This is a genomic window from Microbacterium sp. F2E, from assembly GCF_020905435.1.
GTDB lineage: Bacteria > Actinomycetota > Actinomycetes > Actinomycetales > Microbacteriaceae > Microbacterium > Microbacterium lacticum.
Map to the genome: position 1 here is coordinate 19,474 of NZ_JAJJIB010000020.1, position 23,640 is coordinate 43,113.

The window sequence follows — 23,640 nt, forward strand, 5'->3', positions numbered from 1 at the left end:
ATGCCGGTGGCGCCGCTGTGCAGCGCCTTGTGGGGGTGGTGGCACTCTGCGGCGCGTGTCATGAGACACAGCATTCAGGTCTTGCGGAGGTCAACGGTCGCGGTGAGTTCGTCGTTGAGACGCTCATGCGGGTCAATGACTGGTCCAGCGATGAGGCCGAGGCTGACATCGAGGACTCAGTCAAGCGCTGGGGTCGATTGACGACGGTCGACTGGGCTCTCGACCTCGCCGCTCTGGATGGCTGGCTGACGCTGGAGGGCTTCTCTTCCCTCGTCGTCGGGGCAGAGGCGCGGGCGATCCTCGGGAACACCATTGACGGTCTGCCGAGGAAACTGTCGGTCGTCGTGGGCGGTCACATCCCGGAAGCCGTCTGGACGTGGTGATCTCCATGGAACATCTTGGAAGAGGCAAGGGGGGAGTGCGATGAGACCTGAGCATGGCCGCGACGGGCAGTTCGATTTCGACGCAGTCGACTTTGTGACGAGCGATCACCACTTCGGCCACGCTCGGATCAGCGAGCTGGCTGGTCGTCCGTTCTCGACGGTCGACGAGATGAATACGGTCCTGATCGAACGGTGGAACGCGCTTGTGAAACCGGACGACGTCGTGCTGCACCTCGGCGACCTTGCTCTCGGCCCGATCGAGCAGAGCGTCGCGCTCACCTCGCAGCTCAATGGGACGCGACTTCTTGTCCCCGGCAACCACGACCGCATATCACCGGCGACGCAGTCGCAACGCGCTATCGAGCGGTTCCGCCCGATGTATGAGGATGCCGGGTGGACGATCCTGCCAGAGATCTTGAATGGTTGCCGCCGCGGCAACCGACTCGTTGCATCTCATTACCCGTACACGGGTGATACGACGGGGATCGAACGGCATAGGTCGCATCGTCCGACGAACACCGGAATTCCGCTGTTGCACGGCCACACGCACGAGCGCGACTTCGGTCCGCACGGCTACCACGAGTTCCATGTAGGCGTGGATGCCTTCGACTTCGCGCCGATCCAGTTCGAGCTGATCGACGCGTGGCTTGAGGATCTGCGTCGCGAGGAAGAAGAGATCGCAGCCATCGTTCGGGAGTGCTCCAAGTCGGGGGCGAGCAGTTCCCTTGCCGCCCTTGCGCGATCGTTCGGTGTAGACCTCGACGAGGGAGCGGAGGCTCGCTGGAAGGACTTGTCGGGCTCAGCGGATAGTGAGGCGCGCATTTGGGACGAGTTATCGTCGGCCGCTGAGCGAGGCGAGCTGAGACCGACCGGGAACATTCGCCGCAAGGCGGAACTCGACGCGATACGTGAACGCATCCGCCGGAGAGACGGTGAAGTCACACCTGAGGCGTTCCTGTGGGCCGTCTTCGGCCTCGACTCGTGATCAGCCGTTCGGTGTGTGACCGCTTGATTGGTTCCCCCGTGGCGACGTCCTACTCTCGCCGCGGGGGAATGGGTCAGCCCTGCGGCGGGAACGGGTCGGTCTTGCCGATCGTGTTCTTGTCACGGATCTGGTTGTTGTCCTTGCGGTGGATGTTGACCTCTCCGCCGCCAGAGTTCGCCGCGAGTTGGTTCGCTCGCGAGATCGCGTCGGCCTGAGTGTCGAAGGTCCCTGAAGCCCGCTGTCCCCCAGCGCGAGTGGCCTTCCACTGCTCGTCGTCCTTGTCGTAGGTCACGTGATAATCGCCCATGTCATCACCTCCTCTGGTGGCGATGGAGAGGATATCCAGGGCTGCCGACGTTGGCGTCACGGGCGGAGTCGCCAAGAGTCGGGCATGGTGCCCCTCGTGGCACCATCGCTGTATGGCATTCACGATCCGAGATCCTGAACCCGCTGATGCGCCGGTGATCGCTAACCTTCATGTCGCGACGTGGAAGGAGGCCTACGCTCACCTGCTTCCCGCAGAATACTTCTCGGAAGAGTACGTCGACCGGCGGCACCGTATGTGGCATCACGTGCTGACGGAGCGGCGAGAGGACATGATCGTTCGCGTGGCCGAGGCCGATGGCGCGATCGTCGGGTTCGCATGGGTTGGGCCGGGCGAAGGGCTGGAGGGTGAGGAAGCGCCCCGCGACCGATTGCTCTACGCGATCTACGTGTTGGCTTCTCAGTACGGGACGGGTGTCGGGCAGGCACTCCTCGACGAAGCTCTGGGAACCGCGCCGGCGATGCTGTGGGTTGCGAAGGAGAACCCTCGCGCCACGGCGTTCTATGTGCGCAATGGGTTCCGCTTCGATGGAACCGAGCAGATCGACCCGCATGCCCCGCTGATCACCGACGCGCGGATGGTGCGGTAGCTGCGCGGCTCAGCGCGTGCGGAGTTCGCAGAGAAGGGCGCCGACATCGCGGCAATCTCGCGCGGTCCGGTGGTGCGTCTCGATGATGTCGAACCCGGCGTCCTCGAGCATCGCGCTCAGCTCACTCGCGGGCCAGCGGTAGGCGCGAACGACTGCGTGGTCGAAGGGCTCGATCTCGGTGCCTTCGAAGTAGCCGAGTAACAGGGTGCCGCCGGGCCGAAGAACGCGACCGAACTCGGCGAGCGGGATGGCGATCTGGGACGGCTCGTGATGAATCGTAGAGAACCAGGAGAGGATGCCGGCGAGGCTGTCATCGGGTTCGTCGATCGCGTCGATGCTCCCGAGGTCGAACCGGACAGACGGGTGCGCGATTCGAGCCTTCTCGACGAACTCCGGGACCACGTCGAGTCCATACACGTCCACGCCATGATTGTGGAGGTAGTTGGTCCAGTGGCCCGGTCCGCAACCTGCGTCGAGTACTCGTCCCGACGTCATGCTTGCCCAGGTGTCGACAAGCTGTTCGTCGCTCGGATGCACGGCGGTCATCGACCCGAGGGCTTCCACATACTCGGCAGCTCGGGCGCTGTACGCGGTCGCTACATCGGTCACGCCAAGAGGCTATCGGGGTAACCGCACGGTGAATCCTCTGGTGCGGTTTTCGACGCAGACCGGCCCCAGACCGGCCCAAGCCGTGGACCGGGCAAGCCAATCGGCATCCGCTATGGACTTTTCGACTCGCTCCGCTCGCTCAACGACCGGGGGATGGGAGCCAGGTCAACGAGCGAAAAACCGCCCCTCACCAGGGAAAAGCAAAACCCCCGCCATGTAGAAGCTAGGCGAGGGTTTCTGGGCTGATTGTAATGATCAGCCTTGTGGCTCCGACGGGCGTCGATCCCGTGACCTCACGATTTTCAGTCGTGCGCTCTACCAACTGAGCTACAGAGCCGCGCGGCGTGCGTGAAACGAACTGCCGCGTCCTAGACGAAAGGCCCTCTGAAGACAAAGGGCCCGTCGCTCGGAGCGACCCTGACGGGACTTGAACCCGCGACCTCCGCCGTGACAGGGCGGCACGCTAACCAACTGCGCTACAGGGCCATGCTTATTCAATTGTCTGCCGGTGGAGTGACCCCAACGGGATTCGAACCCGTGCTACCGCCGTGAAAGGGCGGCGTCCTAGGCCGCTAAACGATGGGGCCGAGCGAACCCGGAGGCTCATTCTTACCGACGCTCAAGCATAAGAGATAGCGGGCCAATTCGGAAATCGAGGGCGTGGGGTGCGCGCTGCGCGCGTGAAGAGGGGGAGGATGCCAGGGGTGCTGACCCGCGCGCCGAGCGTGAGACACCTGTGCCTCCGGTGCGAATGTTGTTAGTGTGGCTCGTGGTGTCAGAGTGACCTCAGCGCGCCCGGCGGTGGTATCGCGGGCACGACGAAAGGCGGAACGTGGTGACGGACGAAGCCGGATCTGCAGAGGACTGCGGCTGCGCGCCGACCCCGCGTGAGCTGAACGCCCTCCGCGGCCCCCTCTCGCGCCGCGGCGCGATCGGCCTCGGCGCCATCGGACTCGGCGCCCTGGGCGCGATCGGTCTCGGCGTCGGCTTCGGCGGCACCGCCGCCTTCGCCGCCGACTACCCGTCGTGGGACGACGTGCAGCGCGCCAAAGACAACGAATCCGCCAAGGCCGCCGAAGTCACCCGCATCGAGGGACTCATCGCGAGCCTGCAGGCCGACGTCGCCGCCAAGCAGGCCGAGGCCGAGCGTCTCGCCGCCGAGTTCACCGCCGCCCAGATCGAATACGAGACCGCCTTCGACAAGGCCACCTCGTTGCAGGCTCAGGCCGACGCCGAAACGGCGCGCGCCGCCGAAACCGCCCGCAAGCTCGGCCGCCTGGCGGCTCAGCAGTACCGCTCCGGCGGCGACGACGCCGCCCTCGACCTCTTCTTCTCCGGCTCCGCCGCCTCCGCTGACGATCTGCTCGCCAAGCTCGGCACGATGGATCGCCTCGTCGCGGCCAACCAGGGCGTCTACGCCGACGCCGTGGGCGCGCGCAACAACGCGGTGAACCTCAGCAACCAGGCCCAGATCGCCCGCGACGAGCGCGATCGGCTGCAGAAGATCGCCGAGGAGAAGGCCACCGCCGCTCAGGATGCCGCGATCGCGGCGCAGGCGGCGCTCGACACCCAGAACGCCAACCTCGACACCCTGCAGGCCCAGCTCGCTGCGCTGAAAGACACGACCGCGACCACGGTCGCCCAGTATCAGATCGGCGTCGAAGAGCGCCGCAAGGCCGAAGAGGCGCGCCTGGCCGCCGAGGCCGCCGCGCGCGCCGAAGAGGCGCGCCGCGCCGCCGAGGAAGCCGCAAACAACGCCAACAACGGCGGTGGCGGTGGTGGCGGCGGAGGCGGAGGCGGCAGCAGCTCCGGATCGGGTGGTCAGACGGGTTCGGGCGGATGGGTGCGCCCCGCGTCGGGCTACATCAGCTCGTGGTTCGGCAACCGCGGCAGCATCTGCGGCCCCAACGGCTGCACCTCGAGCGGCCACCGCGGCATCGACTTCGCGGCCGGATGCTGGTCGCCGATCTACGCGGCCGCGTCGGGCACCGTCATCTTCGCCTCGTACACCCCCGACTGGGGCAACTACATCAAGATCGACAACGGCGGCGGCATCGTCACCGGCTACGCACACATCGTGACCGGCGGCTTCAACGTCGGCTACGGACAATGGGTCAACGCCGGCGACGTCATCGCCTACGTGGGCGCGACCGGCCTCGTCGATGGCTGCCACCTGCACTTCGAGGTCTACTGGCAGGGCGTCCGCATCGACCCGGCGCCCGTGCTCTACGACCACGGCATCAACGTCTACTGACGGCCCCGCGGCGGCAAACCGCGGCCGAAGGCCATACGGCGAAAACAACGAAGAGCGGATGCCTAAGCATCCGCTCTTCGGCTCTGAACAGGTCGCTCAGATGGTCTTCGGGGCGTGGCCCTCGCCCTGCGTCGCGGTCTGCGCGCCCTCGGCCTGGAAGCGCTCGAACGCCTCGCCGACCAGGCGCTCGGCCTCGGCCGCGTCGCCCCACTGGTCGATCTTGACCCATTTGTTGGGCTCGAGGTCCTTGTAGTGCTCGAAGAAGTGCGTGATCTCGCCCTTGGTCCACTCGTCGAGATCGCCCACGTCCTGGATGTGCTCCCAGCGCGGGTCCTTCGCGAGCACCGCGACGACCTTGTCGTCGCCGCCGGCCTCGTCGAGCATCTTCAGCACGCCGACGGGGCGCACCTTCGCCATGATGCCGGGGTAGAGGTCGCGGTCGAGCAGCAGCAGCACGTCGAGCGGGTCGCCGTCTTCGCCGAGGGTGTCTTCGAAGAAGCCGTAGTTGGCGGGGTAGCCCATCGGGGTGAACAGCACGCGGTCGAGGAAAACGCGGCCCGTGCCGTGGTCGACCTCGTACTTCACGCGGCTGCCGCGCGGGATCTCGATGACGGCGTCGTATGCGCCCATGCTGGTGCTCCTTCGAACGATCTGGTGGATGCCGCGTCCCAGCCTAGTCGCGGCGGCCGGCCCGGCCGGGGCTAGCGTGGGAGGCATGGAGCACCGCCCGGGTCTCGACCCCGCCACCGCCGAGATCCGCCGCGCCGTGCGCGCGGCGCTGCAGAGCGTCGACGGACCGGTGCTCGTCGGGCTGTCCGGGGGCGCCGACTCCCTCGCGCTCGCCGCCGCGGTCGCGTTCGAGGCGCCGAAGGCGGGCATCGCGGCGCACGCGGTCGTGATCGACCACGGCCTGCAGGAGGGCTCCGACCGGGTCGCGGCGCGCGCCGTCGGCACGGCGCAGCAGCTCGGGCTCGACGCCCACGCCGTGCGCGTCGAGGTCGCCGCACCCGAGGGGAACGGCGGCCCCGAGGCATCCGCCCGCGACGCCCGCCGCGCGGCACTGCTCGACGCCGCGCGCGCGGCAGGCGCCGCCGCGGTGCTCCTCGCTCACACCCTCGACGACCAGGCCGAGACCGTGCTCATCGGCCTCGCCCGCGGATCGGGGGCGGCGAGCCTCGGCGCCATGGCGCCGGAGCGGGAAGAAGAGGGCATCCGCATCCTGCGTCCGCTCCTCGACCTCCGCCGCACGCAGACCCGTTCGTCCTGCGCCGCGCTCGGCCTTCCGGTCTGGGAGGACCCGCACAACCTCGACCGCCGCTTCCTCCGGGTGCGGGTGCGGCAGGACGTCATGCCCGTGCTCGAGGCCGAACTCGGCCCGGGCGTCGCCGACGCCCTCGCCCGCACGGCGGAGCAGCTGCGCGAGGATGCCGCGGCGTTCGCCGACATGATCGACGAGACCATCGAAGACATCGTCGAGCACGCCGAAGCCGGCATCGCCGTGTCGGTGCCGGCGCTCGCCGCGAACCCCCCGGCGCTCCGCCACCGCATCATCCGGCACGTCGTGGCGAGCGAATTCGGCGTCTCGCTCACCCGCAGCCAGACCCTCGAGGTCGCGCGCCTGGTCACCGACTGGCGCGGGCAGGGCCCGATCGACCTGCCCGGCTGCCGCGCGGCGCGCGAAGGCACGCGCCTCGTCTTCACCACCCGGATGCCCGTCTGAAGCGCCGCGGCACGATCTCTGGCATCCGTCGCCTAAAATCGTGGAATGCGCGCGGCCGACATCGCTGACCAGCTGACCACCGTCCTCGTCACCGAGGAGGAGATCCACGCGAAGCTCGAGGAGCTCGCCCGCCGGGTCGAAGCCGACTACGCGGGCAAGGACCTGCTGCTGGTCGGCGTGCTCAAGGGCGCGGTCATGGTCATGAGCGACTTCGCGCGCATGCTCACCCGCGACATCACGATGGACTGGATGGCCGTGTCGTCGTACGGCGCCGGCACCAAGTCGAGCGGCGTCGTGCAGATCCGCAAAGACCTCGACACCGACCTCACCGGCAAGCACGTGCTCATCGTCGAGGACATCATCGACTCGGGGCTCACCCTCTCGTGGCTGCTCGAGAACTTCGCCTCCCGCGGGGCGGCGTCGATCGAGATCCTGGCCCTCCTCCGCAAGCCCGCCGCCGCCAAGGTCGAGATCGACAGCCGCTACGTCGGCTTCGACATCCCGACCGACTTCGTCGTGGGCTACGGCCTCGACTTCGACGAGCGCTACCGCAACCTCCGCGACGTCGCGGTGCTCGCGCCGCACGTCTACAGCTGAGCCGCCCGCCCGCAGGCGCCCTCGCCCCCGCCCCGCTCGCGGTTCGCCTGTGGCGAATGCACAGACGCGCCATAGTCGGGCCGGGGTAGCCTGATCGCACCATGGATTTCAAGAAGCTCACGCGCAACCCGTTCGTCTACGTGTTGCTGATCGGCGCGCTGCTGCTCGCCGGCATGACGCTCATCTCGTCGCTGACGGGCGCGAAGCAGATCACCACCCAGGAGGGTCTGACGCTGCTGAAGGGCGGCACCGTCACCGAGGTGACCAACACCGATGGCGACCAGCGCGTGGACATGACGCTCTCGGCGGAGTACGAAGGCGCCACGCAGGTGCAGTTCTACTACGTCGGCGCGCGCTCCGACGAGGTCGTGACGGCGATCGACGCCGCCGACCCGTCCGACGGCTTCAACGACGTGGTGCCGCGCACGACGTTCTTCGAGAGCATGATCTCGCTCCTGCTGCCACTGCTGCTGCTGGGCCTGCTCTTCTGGTTCTTCTTCTCCGCCGCGCAGGGCGGCAACAGCAAGGTCATGCAGTTCGGCAAGTCGCGCGCGAAGCTCGTGACCAAGGAGACGCCGACGGTCACCTTCGCCGACGTCGCCGGTGCCGACGAGGCGATCGAAGAGATGCAGGAGATCAAGGACTTCCTGAAGGACCCGTCGAAGTTCCAGGCGGTCGGCGCCCGCATCCCGAAGGGCGTGCTGCTGTACGGCCCTCCCGGAACGGGAAAGACCCTGCTCGCGCGGGCCGTCGCCGGCGAGGCGGGCGTGCCGTTCTACTCCATTTCGGGGTCGGACTTCGTGGAGATGTTCGTCGGCGTCGGCGCGAGCCGCGTGCGCGACCTGTTCACCCAGGCCAAGGAGAACTCTCCCGCGATCATCTTCATCGACGAGATCGACGCCGTCGGTCGCCACCGCGGCGCCGGCATGGGCGGCGGGCACGACGAGCGCGAGCAGACCCTCAACCAGATGCTCGTCGAGATGGACGGCTTCGACCCGAAGGTCAACGTCATCGTCATCGCTGCGACCAACCGTCCCGACATCCTCGACCCCGCGCTCCTGCGCCCGGGCCGCTTCGACCGCCAGATCGGTGTGGATGCCCCGGACCTGAAGGGCCGTCAGAAGATCCTCGAGGTGCATGGCCGCGGCAAGCCGCTCTCGCCCTCGGTCGACCTCTCGGTCATCGCCCGCAAGACGCCCGGCTTCACCGGCGCCGACCTCGCCAACGTGCTGAACGAAGCGGCGCTCCTCACGGCGCGTTCGAACGCGCAGCTGATCGACATGCGTGCCCTCGACGAGGCGATCGACCGCGTCATCGCCGGCCCGCAGCGCCGCACCCGCGTGATGAAGGACCGCGAGAAGCTCATCACCGCCTACCACGAGGGCGGTCACGCGCTCGCGGCCGCGGCGATGAACAACACCGACCCGGTCACGAAGGTCACGATCCTGCCGCGCGGCAAGGCGCTCGGCTACACGATGGTTCTGCCGCTCGAGGACAAGTACTCGGTGACGCGCAACGAGCTGCAGGACCAGCTCGCCTATGCGATGGGCGGCCGCGTCGCCGAAGAGGTCGTCTTCCACGATCCGACCACCGGGGCATCCAACGACATCGAGAAGGCCACGGGTATCGCCCGCAAGATGGTCACCGAGTACGGCATGACCACCGAGGTCGGCCCCGTCAAGCTCGGCTCGTCGTCGGGCGAGGTGTTCATGGGCCGTGACATGGGCCACGGTCGCGACTTCTCCGAGCGCATCGCCGAGCGGGTCGACCAGGAGGTGCGCCTGCTCATCGAACAGGCCCACAACGAGGCCTACCAGGTGATCAACGACAACCGCGACGTGCTCGACCGTCTCGCCCTCGCGCTCCTCGAGAAGGAGACGCTCGACCACCTCGAGCTGGCCGAGATCTTCACCGACGTCAAGAAGCTGCCGCCCCGTCCGCAGTGGCTTTCGAGCAGCGACCGCCCCGTCTCGACCCTGCCGCCGGTCGAGGTGCCGCGCCGGCAGGACGAGGCCGGGCTCGCCGCCTCGGCCGCCGCCGTTCCCGAGCAGGTCGCCGGCACGGCTCCCGCGCGCCATCAGGCGGGCCAGGCGAGACCGGCGACCGCCTAAGCCGCCGTGGCCGTCGACCGTGAGCGTGTCGCCGCCGCCGTGCGGGAGATCCTCGCGGCGATCGGCGAGGATCCCGACCGTCCGGGGCTGAAGGCGACCCCGCAGCGCGTCGCCGACGCCTACGCGGAGTTCTTCGCCGGCGTCGGTGAGGATGCCGCGGCCCCCCTCGCCCACACCATCTCGGTGTCTCGGGGGCCGGCTCCTGACACCCTTCCCTCCGGGGCGGTGGTGCTCCGCGACATCCGGTTCCGCTCGGTGTGCGAGCACCATCTGCTGCCGTTCGCCGGTCGCGCGCACATCGCCTACCTGCCCGGCGAGCAGGTGGTGGGACTCGGAGCGCTGCCGAAGGTCGTCGACGTGCTGTCCGCACGCCCGCAGGTGCAGGAGCGTCTCGGCGAGCAGATCGCCGACACCATCGCGGGGGCTCTCGACGCGCGCGGCGTGCTCGTCGTGCTGAGCGCCCACCACGAGTGCGTCACGATGCGCGGGGGCCGCCAGCCCGACGCGGCGACCGTCACGATCGCCGCGCGCGGAGAGCTCGCCGAGCCCGCGGCGCGCGCCGAGATCATGCTGCTGATCAGCGTCGGCGACGGCGCCGAGAGCGCCGCCGACGACTCCCGCGACCGTGGGACGGGCGGCTGAGATGACCGTCATCATGGGGATCGTCAACGTCACACCCGACTCGTTCAGCGACGGCGGTCGCTACCTCGACTCCGACGCGGCGATCGCGCACGGACTCGCCTTGCGCGCCGCGGGCGCCGGCGTGCTCGATGTCGGCGGAGAGTCGACCCGGCCGGGCGCCGAGCCCGTCGACGCCGCGCTCGAGCAGGAGCGGATTCTCCCCGTCGTCGCGGGGCTCGTCGCGGCCGGCGCCGTCGTCAGCATCGACACGATGCACGCGTCGACCGCGCTCGCCGCCGTCGCCGCGGGGGCGCGCATCGTCAACGACGTGTCGGGCGGTCTCGCCGACCCCGACATGCTGCCCGCCGTCGCGTCCACGGGGGCCGACATCGTGCTGCAGCACTGGCGGGGGCCGTCGACCGACATGTACGCGCGCGCCGGCTACGCCGACCTCGCCGCCGAGCTGACCGGCGAACTCGAAGCGCGCCTGCGCGCGGCCGCGACCGCGGGAATCTCGCCCGACCGAGTGATCCTCGACCCGGGCATCGGGTTCGGCAAGCGCGGCGCGCAGAACTGGCAGGCCCTCCGCGCGCTCGACCGTGTGATCGCGCTCGGCCCGCGCGTGCTCGTCGGCACGAGCCGCAAGCGATTCCTCGCCGAAGTGCTCACGGATGCTGAGGCCACCGCGACGGCGGCTGCCGGGGCCCCGGGCGATGCGGCCTCCGCCGATGCCGCGCCGGTCGATGCCGCACGGCTCGATGCCGCACGGCTCGATGCCGCTCGGCTCGACCTCGCAACCGCGGTGACGAGCGTGCTCGCCGCACAGGCCGGGGTCTGGGCGGTGCGGGTGCACGCCGTGGCCGCGACCCGCGACTCGCTCGCCGTTGCGCACGCGTGGAACGCGGGTGTTCCGGCGGAGACGACGGACGCCCGGGCGCGCACGGCCGACGCGCGGGGCGGCACGAGATGACCGGCGAACGACAGAACACAGGAGGAGACGTGGACGTCATCGACGAGATCACGCTGACGGGGGTGCGCGCGTTCGGCTGGCACGGCGTCTATGCCGAGGAGCGCGAGCGCGGGCAGGACTTCGTGGTCGATGCGACTCTGTTCGTCCAGACCGCGGGCGCCGCGGCATCCGATGACGTCACCGACACGATCCACTACGGCGAGGCGGCCGAGCGGATCGCCGAGATCGTCGCGGGGGAGCCCGTGAACCTGCTCGAGACGCTCGCCGAGCGCATCGCGGGCGACCTGCTCGCGCGGCCCGGCGTCGAGCGCGTGGCCGTGACGGTGCACAAGCCGCAGGCGCCGATCCCGGTGCCGTTCGCCGACGTCGCGGTCACGATCCGCCGGTCGAAGCCGGTCGATGCCGCGCCGCTGTCGCCGACGGGAGTGGCGCGGTGAACCGCCGGCTCGCGCAGGGCTATCAGGGCGATGCCCCCGCCCGCCCGTCCGACGAGACCATCGCCGTCGTCGCGCTCGGCGCGAATCTCGGCGACCGCGCCGCCACGATCGACGAGGCGCTGCGCGACCTCGCCCGGCTGCCGCTGACCACGGAGGTCGTCGCCGCCGCGCCGATCGAGTCGGTCGCGCTCACGCCGGAGGGGCCGGATGCCTCGGCTCCCGCCTACCTCAACACGGTCGCGCTCCTCACCACCCGTCTCGCGCCGAGCGTGCTGCTCGGGTATCTGCACGCGATCGAAGCGCGCCACGGGCGTCCTGCCCGCACCGCCGACCAGCCGCGCTGGCAGGATCGCACGCTCGACCTCGACCTCATCGCGTACGGGGACGTGCGGAGCGCCGACCCCGCGCTGACCCTGCCGCATCCGCGGGCCGCGGAGCGCGACTTCGTGCTCGCGCCGTGGCTGACGGTCGACCCCGATGCGGTGCTGCCGGGTGTCGGCCGGGTCGACGACCTGCTCGCGAGGCTCCGGGCCTCCGACTCGGCGGACGGCGCATGAGACGCACGAGCGCGGGAGCGCTGATCGTCGCGGCCCTCATCGGCGGCGTCGTCGGATTCGGCATCGACCAACTGTTGACCGGCGCGGGGCGGGCGACCTTCACGCCGTCGCTGCTGCTGCCGGTGCTGCTCGTGCTGCTGGGCGCGGCGACCGTCGCCTTCGCGCTGCCGATCCGCCGCGCGATCACGGGCCGGAGCGCCGAACCGATCGACCCGTTCCGCGCCGTGCGCGTGGCGATGCTGGCCAAGGCATCCAGCGTCGTGGGCGCGGTGATCGCAGGTCTCGCGGCCGGACTGCTCGTGTTCCTGCTCACCCGGCCCGTCGCCCCCGTAGGCTCGACGGTGGCGGTGATCGCGACGCTCGTCGGCGCGCTCGTGCTGCTCGCGGCGGCACTCGTGGCCGAGCACCTGTGCACCATCCGGAAGGACGACGATGACGAACGACCCGGACCAGACGAGCCCGGACTCGGTCTCTCCCACCACGGCTGACGCGCTCGACGCGGGCACGCCTGCGGCGTCGGACTCGCGCGCGACGGACGCGCTCGACGCGGGCACGTACGACCGCGTACTCGAACCGCGGAGCGAGAACCGGCTGCCGCTCGGCGACGGCGTCTGGCATCAGATCTCGCGGCGCTACATCGCGGTGCAGCTGATCTCGACGGGCGCCTTCCTCGCGCTCGTCGTCGCGGCCGCGCTCGTGTTCTGGCTCGTGCTCGGGCAGGTATGGATCCTCATCCCCGCCGCGATCGTGATCGTGATCACCCTCTGGACGCTCGCGATCCTGCCGCGGCAGGCCCGCGCGTACGGCTATCAGCTGCGCGCCGACGACCTCGTGTTCCGCCGGGGCATCCTCTGGCAGCGGATGGTCGCCGTGCCCTACGGCCGCATGCAGCTCGTCGACATCACCCACGGGCCGCTCGACCGCGCCTTCGGTATCGCGCAGCTGAAGCTCGTCACGGCCGCCGCCGCGACCGGCGTCACCATTCCGGGGCTCAGTCAGCAGGGCGCCGAGCAGCTGCGCGACACCCTCATCGCCGTCGCCGAGACCCGCCGGACCGGCCTGTGAGCGATCCTTCGGCAGACGGGGGCGCCGCTCCCGCATCGGGCGCGGCGGGTTCCGGCGCGCCGGCGCCCGGGCCCGGGCTCGGCCCGGGGTCCGACCTCGGGCACGGGCTCGGCCCGGGGCGCGACCTCGACATCGACGCCGAGCGCGGCGTCGACGGGCACCTGGCGCCGTCGGCCGTCGCCGACGTGCGCTCGCCGCTCAGCGACGGGCAGTGGCACCGGCTGCATCCGCTCACTCCGGTGCTGCGCGGCGGGCTCTTCCTGATCGTCGTGATGGGCATCGTCATCACGAACCTCCGCGACCGGATCGTCGTGTGGCTGCTGCCCGGCCTCGCCGAGTGGGAGCGGTACGAGGGCGGCGACCCGGTTGACTACGTGTGGCAGAACAACCTGTGGCTCGTGGCCGGGCTCGGTGTGCTCGGGGTGCTGCTGATCCTCCTCGGCATCTTCTGGCTGTCGTGGCGCTTCCACACCTTCCGCATCACCGGCGACGACGTCGAGGTGAGAAGCGGGGTGCTCTTCCGCACGCAGCGCCGCGCGCCGCTCGACCGCGTGCAGGGCGTCAATCTCACCCGCCCGATGATCGCGCGCCTGCTGGGCGCGGCGAAGCTCGAGGTCGTCGGGGCGGGCATGGATGCCAACGTCAAGCTCGAGTACCTGTCCACCGCCAACGCCGAAGCCGTCCGTGCCGACATCCTGCGCCTCGCGTCGGGTCGGAGGCTCGCGGCCGCGCAGGCGGCCGAACGCCGCGGCGTCCCGATCACGCGCGCGGCAGCGGGCGCCGTCAGCGCGGGGATCACGGGGCTGATCGACGGCGTCGACGCCGATGCTGTCGAACCGGCATCCGTCGTGCACATCCCCACCGGGCGTCTGATCGCCTCGCACCTGCTCTCGGGGGCGACGATCTGGCTGCTCGCGCTGATCGCCGCGGTGGTCGTCGGATCGATCGTCGGCACGCCGTGGGTGCTGTTCACCCTCGTGCCGACGATGATCGGATTCGGCGCCTACTGGTTCCGGTCGATCACGCGGTCGCTGCGCTACTCGATCGCGCCGACTTCGGCGGGGGTCCGCATCACGTTCGGGTTGTTCACGACGATCACCGAGACGCTGCCGCCGGGGCGCGTGCACGCGTTCGAGGTGCATCAGCCGCTGCTCTGGCGCCCGTTCGGGTGGTGGTCGATCCGCGTGAACCGGCTGTCGGGCCGAGCGGCGAGCGACACCCAGTCGCAGCTGTTCGCCGACGTGCTGCCGGTGGGCAGCACCGACGACGTGGAGCGCGTGCTGCGCCTGTTCCTCCCCGACCTGACCCACGACGAGGCCGCCGCGCTCATCGCCGACGGGATGCAGGGCACGGGGCGGGCGGGGGAGGCGGGGGAGTCGGGTCGCGACGGGGTGCGGGGCGATGCCGACGTCGCCCCGGGCGGTGTCGACGGTGCGTCGGGCGACGTCGACGCCGGCGCACGCGACCCGTACACGACCACGCCGCGCCGTGCCTGGTGGCTGCGCCCGCTGTCGTGGCGACGCAACGGCCTGCTGCTCGCGCGCGGCGCGCTGCTGCTGCGGCGGGGCGTGCTGCGGCGGGCGCTGATCATCCTGCCGCTCGCCCGCCTGCAGTCGGTGCGTATCTCGCAGGGTCCGGTCGATCGCGCGCTGCGCGTCGCGAACCTCACCGGCCACACCGTGCTCGGGCAGGTGTCGGGCGCGATCGGCATCATCGACCGCGACGACGCGCTCCTCGCGTGGCAGCAGGTCGAGGCGGCGGCGATCGCCGAGGCCGCCTCCGACCGGTCGCACCGGTGGGACGAGGCGGCCGCCTTCGTGGATGCGGCGGAAGATCGCCTCATCCAGGGCGACCAGATGCAGGCGGGCGGCGTGCACGCCCGGGAGGAGGAGCGGTGAATCAGGCGAGCAGACTCGGCGTCGGGATCATCGGCGCGGGCCGGGTCGGTCCCGTGATCGGGGCGGCGCTGGCCGGGGCGGGGCACGCGCTGACGGGCATCACCGCGAGCTCCGATCCCGATCGCGTCGAGGCGATCCTGCCGGGAGTGCCGGTGCTGCCCGCCGACGAGGTGGCACGGCGGAGCGAACTCGTGATCGTCGCCGTGCCGGGCGCCGAGCTCGCCGCAGTCGTCGCCGGTCTCGCCGAGGTCGGCGCGTGGCAGCCCGGGCAGCTCGTGCTGCACACCGATCCGGCGCACGGCGCGGGGGTGCTCGCGCCCGCGGCATCCCGCGGCGCCATTCCGCTCGCCGTGCACCCGGCCATCGCGTTCACCGGTACGACGATCGACCTCCGGCAGCTGCGCGAGGCGTTCGCCGCCGTCACCGCGCCGGCCGCCGTGCTGCCCATCGCGCAGGCGCTCGCCGTCGAGCTCGGCTGCGAGCCCGTCGTCGTCGCCGAGGAAGACCGTGCCGCCTACGGCGAGGCGATCGCGACGGCGACCGAGTTCTCGGCATCCATCGTCCGGCAGGCGGCGCGTCTGCTCGAGGATGCCGGGGTTCCCGCCCCCGGCCGCTATCTCGCGCCGCTCGTGCACTCGACGGCCGAACGCGCCCTCGTCGAGGCGGGCGACGGCGCCCCGGCCGACGACGACCTGCCGTAGCCGCGGCGGCGGTGCGCCGCATCCCGCCGACTTGTGGACACTCGTGGCGGGGTCGACGCGGCCCAGGCCGCCACACGTGGCCAGGAGTCGCTCGAACGGGGGTTCTTCCTCGCCTCGCTCTCGCATGCGGCCGTCGAGCGGGCCCGCGACACGCCACCGCGCGGCCGCGCCGCGGCGGACGGTGCGAGCGGATACCGGCCTGGTGATGTCGCCGACGCGCCGCGTCGCGTATGCCGTGCTCGTCAACTGGCCTTCGGGTGCTCCCGCGCGCGACGAAGCGCTCGCCGTCATGCGCACGGCCGGTGATGTCCTGCGGAGCTGGCTTCGGGGCTGAGTAGTGCACTGCCGCGGACACGTCGGGCGGGCCGACCTCGCGAGGCGGCCCCGGTAGGATCGGAGGCGACTTTCGAGGAGCCCCACCCATGACCGATGCGCCCGCATCCGTGCCCAGCGACGTCCCCGCCGACGACGACGTTCACGAGCAGAAGGCGGTGCGGCTCGGCAAGCGTGATCGGCTGATCGCCGAGCGGGTGGATGCCGCGGGCGGCGCCTATCCCGTCGCCGTGCCCGTCACCGACACGATCCCGGCGCTGCGCGCCCGGTTCGCCGAGCTCGAAGCGGGCGACGAGACCGGCGTGACCGCGTCGGTCGCCGGACGGGTCGTCTTCAGTCGCAACACCGGCAAGCTGTGCTTCGCGTCGCTGCAGTCGGGCGACGGCTCGCGCATCCAGGCGATGGTCTCGCTCGCCGAGGTGGGCGAGGAGTCGCTGCAGGCGTGGAAGGAGCTCGTCGACCTCGGCGACCACGTCTCTGTCACCGGTCAGGTGATCTCGAGCCGCCGCGGCGAGCTGTCGATCATGGTGGCGAGCTGGGCGATCGCGGCGAAGGCGCTGCTGCCGCTGCCGAACCTGCACACCGAGCTCTCCGAGGAGGGCCGGGTGCGCTCGCGCTTCCTCGACCTGATCGTCCGCGACCAGGCGCGCGACACCGTCATCGCCCGCGCCAAGGTGAACGCGTCGCTGCGCGACACGTTCACGAACCATGGATTCCTCGAGGTCGAGACGCCGATGCTGCAGATCCAGCACGGCGGCGCCGCGGCACGGCCGTTCGTCACCCGCTCCAACGCGTTCGACGCCGATCTCTACCTGCGGATCGCCCCCGAGCTCTTCCTCAAGCGCGCCGTCGTGGGCGGCATCGACCGCGTGTTCGAGATCAACCGCAACTTCCGCAACGAGGGCGCCGACTCGACCCACAGCCCCGAGTTCGCGATGCTCGAGGCCTACCAGGCCTACAGCGATTACAACGGCATCGCCGACCTCACGCAGGAGCTCATCCAGAACGCCGCCGTCGCGGTCGCCGGCTCCACCACCGTGACCTGGGCCGACGGCACCGAGTTCGACCTCGGCGGGCAGTGGGAGCGCCTCTCGATGTACGGCTCGCTGTCCGAGGCATCCGGCCGCACGATCACCCCCGAGACCCCGCTCGACGTGCTGCGCGCGCTCGCCGCGGAGGTCGGCGTCGAGGTGCCCGAGAAGGTCGCGACGCACGGCAAGTACGTCGAGGAGCTGTGGGAGCACTTCGTCAAGGGCTCGCTCGAGCGTCCGACGTTCGTGATGGACTTCCCGCTCGACACCTCACCGCTCGTGCGTGAGCACCGCACGATCCCGGGCGTCGTGGAGAAGTGGGACCTGTACGTCCGCGGCTTCGAGCTGGCGACCGGATACTCCGAGCTCGTCGACCCCGTCATCCAGCGCGAGCGGTTCGTCGAGCAGGCGAAGCTCGCCGCGCGCGGCGACGACGAGGCGATGCGCGTCGACGAGGAGTTCCTGCGCGCCCTCGAGCATGGCATGCCGCCCACCGGGGGCATGGGCATGGGCATCGACCGGCTGCTGATGGCCCTCACGGGTCTCGGCATCCGCGAGACGATCCTCTTCCCGCTCGTCAAGTAGCGCCCGCGCGCGATGGCGGCCTCGCTCTGGCTCACGCTGCTCGTCGCGTGCATCGTGATCAGCTTCACCCCGGGTGCCGGGGCCATCAACACGATGGGCAACGCGCTGAACCATGGATTCCGGCGCGCCATCTGGGGCATCCTCGGCCAGCAGGCGGCCCTGATCGTGCACATCGCGATCGTCGCGCTCGGCGTCGGCGTGCTCGTGGCCTCCTCTCCCGTGCTGTTCAACGTGATCCGCTACGCCGGCGCGGCCTACCTCGCCTACCTCGGGCTGCGGCTGCTCGTGCAGCGCCCGTCGCCTCAGGCGGAGGGCGCCGAGGCCTGGTCTGCGAGCGATGAGGTGACGGATGCCTCGGTGGGTGCGGTCTCGCCGGGGGCGGTGTCAACGGGGGTGGTCGCTCCTCACGCGGACGCGCGTCGCGCGGAACCGACCGGCGCCGCGCCCGTTGCCGCGCCCGTCGAGACGCGCTGGTCGATGTTCCGGCGCGGGCTGTGGGTGAATCTGCTGAACCCGAAGGCGATCGTGTTCTTCCTGGCCTTCCTCCCGCAGTTCATCCGGCCCGCCGATCCGCTGCTGCCGCAGTACGCGACCGTCACCGCCACCGCGGTAGCCGTGGACATCGCCGTGATGTGGGGCTTCTTCGCGCTCGCGGCGCAGGGCTTGCGCCGGTTCACGCGCACCCCGCGCGGGCAGCGCATCATCGACCGGGTGTTCGGCTCGCTCTTCCTCGCCGTCGCGGTGCTGCTCGCACTCGTCCACTGACCCGCGCCGGTCGGCGCCGCGCCGCAGCCGCGCCGCCCCGCCACGCGCCGCTCCGCGCCCCGGATCACCGCAGCCGGAACGCCCAGTCGGGCAGATGTCCCGCCCGCACGAACGAGCGCACGATGTCGGCCAGCCCGTGCCGGCGATCGATCGCGAGTGCCATCGCCGCGTAGCGGTCGGCGTGCGACGAGCGGCCGAGCGCCCACGAGATCCACGCGCACAGCGCGAGCGGGCCCGGTCGCTGCGTCTTCGGCACGAGCGCCGCGACCTCCCGCACGAGGGCCAGGGCGCGCTCGAGGCGCTCGGCGTCGGGCCGCGGACCCTCGCCCCACATCACCGAGGCGAGATCGGCGGGGTACTCGGCACCGTCCTCCCACCGGCGCTGCGCCTCCATCGCCAGGTCGCCGCCGGCGACGTCGGTCGCCCACTGCACGAGCGCGACATCCCGCAGCGACGGACGGGCCAGGCACCATCCGAGCATCGCCGTGCGCATCGGCGCGTCCGACGGCTGCCACGTCAACGCGTCCTCGTACAGCGTCGGCAGGTCGTCGAGCTCGCACGCCGCCTCGAGCGCCGCCGGGTCGATGCGGGGGCTGTTCTCCGCTGTCGCCCTGCCCGTCCCCTTCGTCTCGCGCGACGAGCCGCGCGTGCTCTCCGACACCGACGGGATGCCGCAGATCGCCTCGAGCGCCGCCGACAGCGCGCCCATGCCCTGCGCCACCGCCTCTCTCATCTGCGCGTCGACCGGCGGCAGCGTCGCCCCCGACGCCTGATCGCCGTGCGGCGAGGCATCCACCCCCGCCTCATCGAGCGACGCCGCGTCGGCCGCGTGCACGCGCAGCCCGTCGAGCGGATGCCCGCCCGGCGGCAGATCGGGGTCGTCGTGCCCGCCCCACCCGTCGGTCGCCACGGTCAGCGCATCGATGACGTGGATGCCACAGGCATCCGCGTGCGCGTCGAGCGCGTCGATCAGGGCGCGGCCCGGGAGGCGGAATCCCGCCTCCGACGGGAGTCCGAACGCCGCGCCGGGTCCGCTGCCGATCGCCTCGTCGGTGTAGATGACGGCGATGACGGCCTCGGCGTCGGCCATGCGGCAGATCATGCCGATCGCGCGCGAGGCGAGGGTGTCGACGAGGTCGTCGGGCGGCAGGTCGAGGCGCATCGCGCCGAGACTTCGGCCGCGCGCCATCGGCACGAGAACGAGGCTCCGCGTCGGCGTGAAGCCGAGGAGCCGGGGGACGAGAGACAGGAACTGCGCCGCATCGGCGGCTTTCACGGTAACGGACATGCGCTCGAGCGTGCTCGCTCGCGGGGGCGGGTGGGAGCGGCGAAGACCCGATTGTGGAGGCCGAATCGACGCCTGTGGATAACTTCCGTACGATGGAGCCATGGATTCGTATTGGGTCGCCGTCGTCTGGTCGCTGCTGCCCACCGTCGTGGTGCTGGGGCTGTTCGCCTTCGTGCTCCGATCGATTCTGCGCATGGACCGGAGCGAGCGCCGCGCCTACGCACGGATCGAAGAGGAGGAGCGCGCCAAGCGCGGCCTCCCGCCCGCAGGATCCGATCACCGGGCCGCCTGAGTCGGGCCGCCTGAGCGCGACCGACGCGCCGGGTGAGGCCCGGCCGACTCCCCGCGTGAACACTCGCCCGATACGCTGAGCAGACCATCGGGGGCAAGGAGAGCGCGTGGATCAGACCGGATGGGCACTCGTCTGGGTGATCTTCGTCTTCGTGCTCGATATCACCGTGCGCATCCTGGCGATCATCTTCGTGCCGCGAAACCGTCGCCCCACCGCGGCGATGGCCTGGCTGCTGGCGATCTACTTCATTCCGATCGTCGGCGTGCTGCTGTTCCTGCTCATCGGCAACCCGCGCCTGCCGCGCAAGCGCCGGCGCAAGCAAGAGGTCATCAACGAGAGCATCCGGCAGATGAGCCGCGGCCTCAACCTCGGCACCCTCCGCCCGAACGCGCCCGACTGGTTCCGCTCGCTCGTGCGCCTGAACCGCAACCTCGGCGCCATGCCGATCTCGGGCGACAACGGCGCGATCCTGATCTCCGGCTACGAGGAGTCGCTCGACACGATGGCCGAGGCCATCCGGCAGGCGCAGGAGTACGTGCACGTCGAGTTCTACATCCTGCAGAGCGATGCCACGACGGACGACTTCTTCGCCGCACTCGAAGAAGTGGCCGCCCGCGGGGTCGCCGTACGCGTCCTCTTGGATCATTGGGCCAACCGCGGCAAGCCGTTCTACAAGAAGACGATCAAGCGGCTCGACGCCATGGGTGCCGACTGGCATCTCATGCTGCCCGTCCAGCCGTTCCGCGGAGCGTACACGCGTCCTGACCTCCGCAACCACCGCAAGCTCCTGGTTGTGGATGGATTGGTGGCGTTCACCGGTTCGCAGAACATCACCGATCCGACGTACAACCTGCGCAAGAACATCAAGCGGCGCCTGCGCTGGGTCGACATGATGACCCGCATCGACGGGCCCGTCGTGGCATCCATCAACGCCGTCTTCCTCTCCGACTGGTACAGCGAGACCGACGAGATCATCGACATCGAGCTGTTCGATGTGCGCACCGGCAGCGGTGATCTCGACTGCCAGGTCATCCCGTCGGGCCCCGGGTTCGAGTTCCAGAACAACCTCAAGCTGTTCATGTCGCTGCTGTTCGCGGCGCAGGACAAGCTCATCATCGTCTCGCCGTACTTCGTGCCCGACGAGGGGCTGCTCCTCGCGATCCAGACCGCCTGCCAGCGCGGGGTGCACGTGGAGCTGTTCGTCTCCGAAGAGGGCGACCAGGCGATGGTCTACCACGCGCAGCGCAGCTACTACGAGGCTCTCCTACGCGGCGGCGTGAAGATCTACATGTACAAGAAGCCGTACATCCTGCACTCCAAGTCGATGTCGGTCGACGACGAGGTCGCCGTCATCGGGTCGAGCAACATGGACATGCGCTCGTTCGGTCTCAACCTGGAGATCTCGCTGCTCATACGCGGCGAGGAATACGTCCGTCAGCTGCGCGCCGTCGAAGACCAGTACCGCGCGTCGAGCCGCGAGCTCACCCTCGACGAGTGGATGAAGCAGCCGCTCCGCTCGACCGTGCTCGACAACCTCGCCCGGCTCACCTCCGCACTGCAGTGACGCCGCGGGCGGCGTGTGGGGCTTCGCTCGCGCCACTTTGCGGGTGTTCTGGAGTCGTGGTCGCGTTTGGGTGCCAGTGGGGGCGGTGGCCGCGCGTTGCGGATGTCGCGCGTTTGGGCTTCGCTCGCGTCATCTTGCGGGTGTTCTGGGTTGCCGGTCGCGATTTGGCGCCGTCGGGCGCTTGCGGGCGTGGCCCCTGCCGCGTGTGGGATTTCGCTCGCGCCATTTTGCGGGTGTTTCGCGGCCGCGGTCGCGATTTGGCGCCATCGGGGGTGACGGATGCCGCTTCGCTCGCGCCAATTCGCTGAGTTCGCCCGGGTGGACCCACATCCCCGCGCGAGCGAAATCGGCCACAGCTTCGGCCACATCCTCCTCCACAGCGGCGCAAAACACGCGCCGTCGCCCTGCCGCTGTGGATAACCCGCACCGCACACCGCCTCGCGCGAGGGTGATGCCATGCATCCGTCGCCGCTTCCTTCCGATCTCGGTACCGCGTTCTCCGTCGGCGCGGCTCGGCAGGCCGGAGTGACCCCGTCGAGGCTGCGCGCTGGTGACCTCGCGCAGCCTTACCACGGGGTGCGCGCGGTGCGCCACGCGCCGCCAGCCAGCAGCAGGCCGGCGCCGACCGCCGAAGAGATGCTGCGCGAGCGGGCGCTGCAGTACGCGCACCGCATGACCGGTTACGAGTTCTTCAGCCACGTCCCCGCGGCGGTGATGTGGGGACTCCCGCTGCCCTCCTGGCTCGTGGTCGATCGGCTACCGGACGTTGCGGTACTCCTCCCGCGCCGGGCACCCGCGGGGCGGGGTGTGATCAGTCATGCGCTCAAGGGGGGCATGACGTACAGCGTCGTGCATCCGGAGTTGGGGGTGCCGGTCTCGACGGTCGCGAGCACCTGGGCTCTGCTCGGCGGAATGCTGGCACGGCTCGACGATGTCGTCGCGGTGGCGGATGCCGCGGTCCGCCAGCCGCTGCACACCAACGATGCGCCGGCGCTCGCGACGATCGACCAGTTGCGTGCCGCTGCTGGTGCGGGGCGACGCGTGCGCGGCGCACTGCTGAAAGAGGCGCTGCCGCTCGTGAGCACCCGCTCGCGCTCGCGTGCAGAGAGCCGGATGCGGGTCCTCCTCCAGCTGGGCGGCGTCCCCGATGCGGAGGTCAATTTCGATGTATGGCACCGCGGGGAGTGGCTCGCCCAGGTCGACCTCGCCTATCCCGAGGCGAAGCTCGCGCTCGAATACGAAGGGGAGCATCACCTCACCGACCCCGCGCAGTGGGCGGCCGACATCGCGCGGGTCGATCGGCTCGTCGAGGCGGGCTGGCGCGTGATCCGAGTGACAAAGGGCGACTTCGACGGCGGCGCGGTTGGGCTTGCGGCGCGAGTGCGCCGCGCGCTCGCGCGAGTGTGAGTCCGCGGCATCCGCTCGGGGCTCGCGTTGCGTCGCTCGCGGCATTTTGCGGGTGTGCGGGCTTGGTCCCTCTTCGCCAAGCTGGTCGTGAGTCATTCATGATCAGTGAGGGAGTTGGCGGGTATGTCGATCAGTCCGGGGTTCTCGACGGAGCAGATTCGTGAGTTCGTGCATCGGTACGAGATCCAGCCGTATGGACAAAAGGCGTTCTGGCTTGAGGAGCAGGGAGTCTCGTATGACCGGCTCCGGCGGTGGCGGTCGGCGGTGTTCGACGGTGATCTCGACCGTGGACTGATCCCGCGAGAAGGTGGAGTGGTGACCCCACCAGAGAAGCGCACCGGCATCGAGCGGCAACGCGCCCGTGAACGCGCCGCGCAGGAGGCGGAGGTCGCCCGGCTGACAGCCCGCGTGCGTGAACTCGAGCAGACTATCGAGACCCTGGGAAAAGCTATCGGGCTGGGGGTATCAGATGGTCTGTGTAAGGGGTGAGGTTCATCTCGAAGGAGAACATCATGGAGACCATGGCTATCAGTCCGGAGCGCGAGGAGCGTCG

Annotated in this window: 26 protein-coding genes and 3 tRNA genes; 22 read left to right on the plus strand and 7 right to left on the minus strand. The window is 70.2% G+C overall.

Annotated features, from left to right (window positions below; genetic code table 11):
• Nucleotides 1-17 precede the first annotated feature (17 nt).
• Nucleotides 18-383, plus strand: a complete 366-nt coding sequence (locus tag LOK55_RS12560) for a hypothetical protein (protein WP_229935630.1) — start codon at nucleotides 18-20, stop codon at nucleotides 381-383.
• Nucleotides 384-423: 40 nt separating this feature from the next.
• Entirely contained in the window at nucleotides 424-1,368 is a 945-nt protein-coding gene (locus LOK55_RS12565; protein ID WP_229935631.1) for a metallophosphoesterase, read from the plus strand.
• A gap of 73 nt (nucleotides 1,369-1,441) precedes the next feature.
• On the opposite strand, the gene LOK55_RS12570 is transcribed toward LOK55_RS12565, so the two are convergent.
• Complete coding sequence (locus LOK55_RS12570; RefSeq protein WP_229935632.1) at nucleotides 1,442-1,675, minus strand: DUF2188 domain-containing protein; 234 nt, start codon at nucleotides 1,673-1,675, stop codon at nucleotides 1,442-1,444.
• A gap of 112 nt (nucleotides 1,676-1,787) precedes the next feature.
• Between LOK55_RS12570 and LOK55_RS12575 the strand changes: the two genes are divergently transcribed.
• Nucleotides 1,788-2,282, plus strand: coding sequence for a GNAT family N-acetyltransferase (locus tag LOK55_RS12575; RefSeq protein ID WP_229935633.1), 495 nt, complete (start codon nucleotides 1,788-1,790; stop codon nucleotides 2,280-2,282).
• Nucleotides 2,283-2,291: 9 nt separating this feature from the next.
• Here LOK55_RS12575 and LOK55_RS12580 read toward each other — a convergent pair whose 3' ends face one another.
• The 4 genes from LOK55_RS12580 to LOK55_RS12595 form a co-directional block, all read right to left on the minus strand.
• A complete protein-coding gene (locus tag LOK55_RS12580; RefSeq protein WP_229935634.1) occupies nucleotides 2,292-2,891 on the minus strand; it encodes a class I SAM-dependent methyltransferase in 600 nt (199 codons plus the stop codon).
• Between the two features lie 264 nt (nucleotides 2,892-3,155).
• Nucleotides 3,156-3,228 (minus strand) — tRNA-Phe (locus tag LOK55_RS12585).
• Nucleotides 3,229-3,303: 75 nt separating this feature from the next.
• A tRNA-Asp gene (locus tag LOK55_RS12590) sits at nucleotides 3,304-3,377 on the minus strand.
• A gap of 28 nt (nucleotides 3,378-3,405) precedes the next feature.
• Nucleotides 3,406-3,478: transfer RNA gene (locus tag LOK55_RS12595), tRNA-Glu, on the minus strand.
• 245 nt (nucleotides 3,479-3,723) lie between these two features.
• Between LOK55_RS12595 and LOK55_RS12600 the strand changes: the two genes are divergently transcribed.
• The gene (locus LOK55_RS12600) at nucleotides 3,724-5,145 is read left to right on the plus strand and encodes a M23 family metallopeptidase (RefSeq protein WP_229935635.1); all 1,422 of its coding nucleotides are present in this window, start codon (nucleotides 3,724-3,726) and stop codon (nucleotides 5,143-5,145) included.
• A 96-nt stretch (nucleotides 5,146-5,241) separates the two neighbouring features.
• Here LOK55_RS12600 and LOK55_RS12605 read toward each other — a convergent pair whose 3' ends face one another.
• Nucleotides 5,242-5,775 (minus strand): inorganic diphosphatase, encoded by a 534-nt coding sequence (locus tag LOK55_RS12605; protein ID WP_229935636.1) that lies wholly within the window; start codon nucleotides 5,773-5,775, stop codon nucleotides 5,242-5,244.
• 85 nt (nucleotides 5,776-5,860) lie between these two features.
• Here LOK55_RS12605 and tilS point away from each other — a divergent pair, with 85 nt between their 5' ends.
• The 14 genes from tilS to LOK55_RS12670 all read left to right on the plus strand — a co-directional run bounded on the left by tilS (nucleotide 5,861) and on the right by LOK55_RS12670 (nucleotide 18,536).
• A complete protein-coding gene (gene tilS / locus LOK55_RS12610; protein WP_229935637.1) occupies nucleotides 5,861-6,865 on the plus strand; it encodes a tRNA lysidine(34) synthetase TilS in 1,005 nt (334 codons plus the stop codon).
• A 45-nt stretch (nucleotides 6,866-6,910) separates the two neighbouring features.
• Nucleotides 6,911-7,462 carry a hypoxanthine phosphoribosyltransferase gene (gene hpt, locus LOK55_RS12615; protein WP_229935638.1) on the plus strand — a complete coding sequence of 184 codons (552 nt, stop codon included), beginning with the start codon at nucleotides 6,911-6,913 and terminating at the stop codon, nucleotides 7,460-7,462.
• 101 nt (nucleotides 7,463-7,563) lie between these two features.
• The gene (gene ftsH, locus LOK55_RS12620; RefSeq protein WP_229935639.1) at nucleotides 7,564-9,573 is read left to right on the plus strand and encodes an ATP-dependent zinc metalloprotease FtsH; all 2,010 of its coding nucleotides are present in this window, start codon (nucleotides 7,564-7,566) and stop codon (nucleotides 9,571-9,573) included.
• 6 nt (nucleotides 9,574-9,579) lie between these two features.
• A complete protein-coding gene (gene folE, locus LOK55_RS12625) occupies nucleotides 9,580-10,215 on the plus strand; it encodes a GTP cyclohydrolase I (protein WP_229935640.1) in 636 nt (211 codons plus the stop codon).
• A 1-nt stretch (nucleotide 10,216) separates the two neighbouring features.
• On the plus strand, nucleotides 10,217-11,164 hold the full coding sequence (gene folP / locus LOK55_RS12630) for a dihydropteroate synthase (RefSeq protein WP_229935641.1): 948 nt from the start codon (nucleotides 10,217-10,219) through the stop codon (nucleotides 11,162-11,164).
• A gap of 29 nt (nucleotides 11,165-11,193) precedes the next feature.
• Nucleotides 11,194-11,601 carry a dihydroneopterin aldolase gene (gene folB, locus LOK55_RS12635; RefSeq protein ID WP_229935642.1) on the plus strand — a complete coding sequence of 136 codons (408 nt, stop codon included), beginning with the start codon at nucleotides 11,194-11,196 and terminating at the stop codon, nucleotides 11,599-11,601.
• Entirely contained in the window at nucleotides 11,598-12,158 is a 561-nt protein-coding gene (gene folK, locus LOK55_RS12640) for a 2-amino-4-hydroxy-6-hydroxymethyldihydropteridine diphosphokinase (protein ID WP_141381036.1), read from the plus strand. Before folB ends, folK begins: the two co-directional genes overlap by 4 nt.
• Entirely contained in the window at nucleotides 12,155-12,646 is a 492-nt protein-coding gene (locus tag LOK55_RS12645) for a DUF3180 domain-containing protein (protein WP_229935643.1), read from the plus strand. Before folK ends, LOK55_RS12645 begins: the two co-directional genes overlap by 4 nt.
• Nucleotides 12,591-13,223, plus strand: coding sequence for a PH domain-containing protein (locus LOK55_RS12650; RefSeq protein ID WP_229935644.1), 633 nt, complete (start codon nucleotides 12,591-12,593; stop codon nucleotides 13,221-13,223). Before LOK55_RS12645 ends, LOK55_RS12650 begins: the two co-directional genes overlap by 56 nt.
• Nucleotides 13,220-15,121 carry a PH domain-containing protein gene (locus tag LOK55_RS12655; protein ID WP_374107658.1) on the plus strand — a complete coding sequence of 634 codons (1,902 nt, stop codon included), beginning with the start codon at nucleotides 13,220-13,222 and terminating at the stop codon, nucleotides 15,119-15,121. The genes LOK55_RS12650 and LOK55_RS12655 overlap by 4 nt, the downstream gene beginning before the upstream one ends.
• Complete coding sequence (locus LOK55_RS12660) at nucleotides 15,118-15,822, plus strand: Rossmann-like and DUF2520 domain-containing protein (RefSeq protein WP_141381033.1); 705 nt, start codon at nucleotides 15,118-15,120, stop codon at nucleotides 15,820-15,822. The genes LOK55_RS12655 and LOK55_RS12660 overlap by 4 nt, the downstream gene beginning before the upstream one ends.
• Nucleotides 15,823-16,027: 205 nt before the next feature.
• On the plus strand, nucleotides 16,028-16,156 hold the full coding sequence (locus LOK55_RS14145; protein WP_268252579.1) for a hypothetical protein: 129 nt from the start codon (nucleotides 16,028-16,030) through the stop codon (nucleotides 16,154-16,156).
• A gap of 88 nt (nucleotides 16,157-16,244) precedes the next feature.
• Nucleotides 16,245-17,771 carry a lysine--tRNA ligase gene (gene lysS, locus LOK55_RS12665; protein WP_229935645.1) on the plus strand — a complete coding sequence of 509 codons (1,527 nt, stop codon included), beginning with the start codon at nucleotides 16,245-16,247 and terminating at the stop codon, nucleotides 17,769-17,771.
• A gap of 12 nt (nucleotides 17,772-17,783) precedes the next feature.
• Complete coding sequence (locus LOK55_RS12670; protein ID WP_196323146.1) at nucleotides 17,784-18,536, plus strand: LysE family transporter; 753 nt, start codon at nucleotides 17,784-17,786, stop codon at nucleotides 18,534-18,536.
• Nucleotides 18,537-18,600: 64 nt separating this feature from the next.
• Here the strand turns inward: LOK55_RS12670 and LOK55_RS12675 are convergent, their stop codons facing one another.
• Nucleotides 18,601-19,824, minus strand: a complete 1,224-nt coding sequence (locus LOK55_RS12675) for a DUF4192 family protein (protein WP_229935646.1) — start codon at nucleotides 19,822-19,824, stop codon at nucleotides 18,601-18,603.
• 100 nt (nucleotides 19,825-19,924) lie between these two features.
• Here LOK55_RS12675 and LOK55_RS12680 point away from each other — a divergent pair, with 100 nt between their 5' ends.
• From LOK55_RS12680 to LOK55_RS12695, 4 genes are all read left to right on the plus strand, one after another.
• Entirely contained in the window at nucleotides 19,925-20,116 is a 192-nt protein-coding gene (locus LOK55_RS12680; protein ID WP_229935647.1) for a hypothetical protein, read from the plus strand.
• A 106-nt stretch (nucleotides 20,117-20,222) separates the two neighbouring features.
• Nucleotides 20,223-21,680, plus strand: coding sequence for a cardiolipin synthase (gene cls, locus LOK55_RS12685; RefSeq protein ID WP_229935648.1), 1,458 nt, complete (start codon nucleotides 20,223-20,225; stop codon nucleotides 21,678-21,680).
• A gap of 456 nt (nucleotides 21,681-22,136) precedes the next feature.
• Nucleotides 22,137-23,087, plus strand: a complete 951-nt coding sequence (locus LOK55_RS12690) for an endonuclease domain-containing protein (RefSeq protein WP_229935649.1) — start codon at nucleotides 22,137-22,139, stop codon at nucleotides 23,085-23,087.
• Nucleotides 23,088-23,210: 123 nt separating this feature from the next.
• On the plus strand, nucleotides 23,211-23,576 hold the full coding sequence (locus LOK55_RS12695; RefSeq protein WP_229935650.1) for a hypothetical protein: 366 nt from the start codon (nucleotides 23,211-23,213) through the stop codon (nucleotides 23,574-23,576).
• The last annotated feature ends 64 nt before the right edge of the window (nucleotides 23,577-23,640 follow it).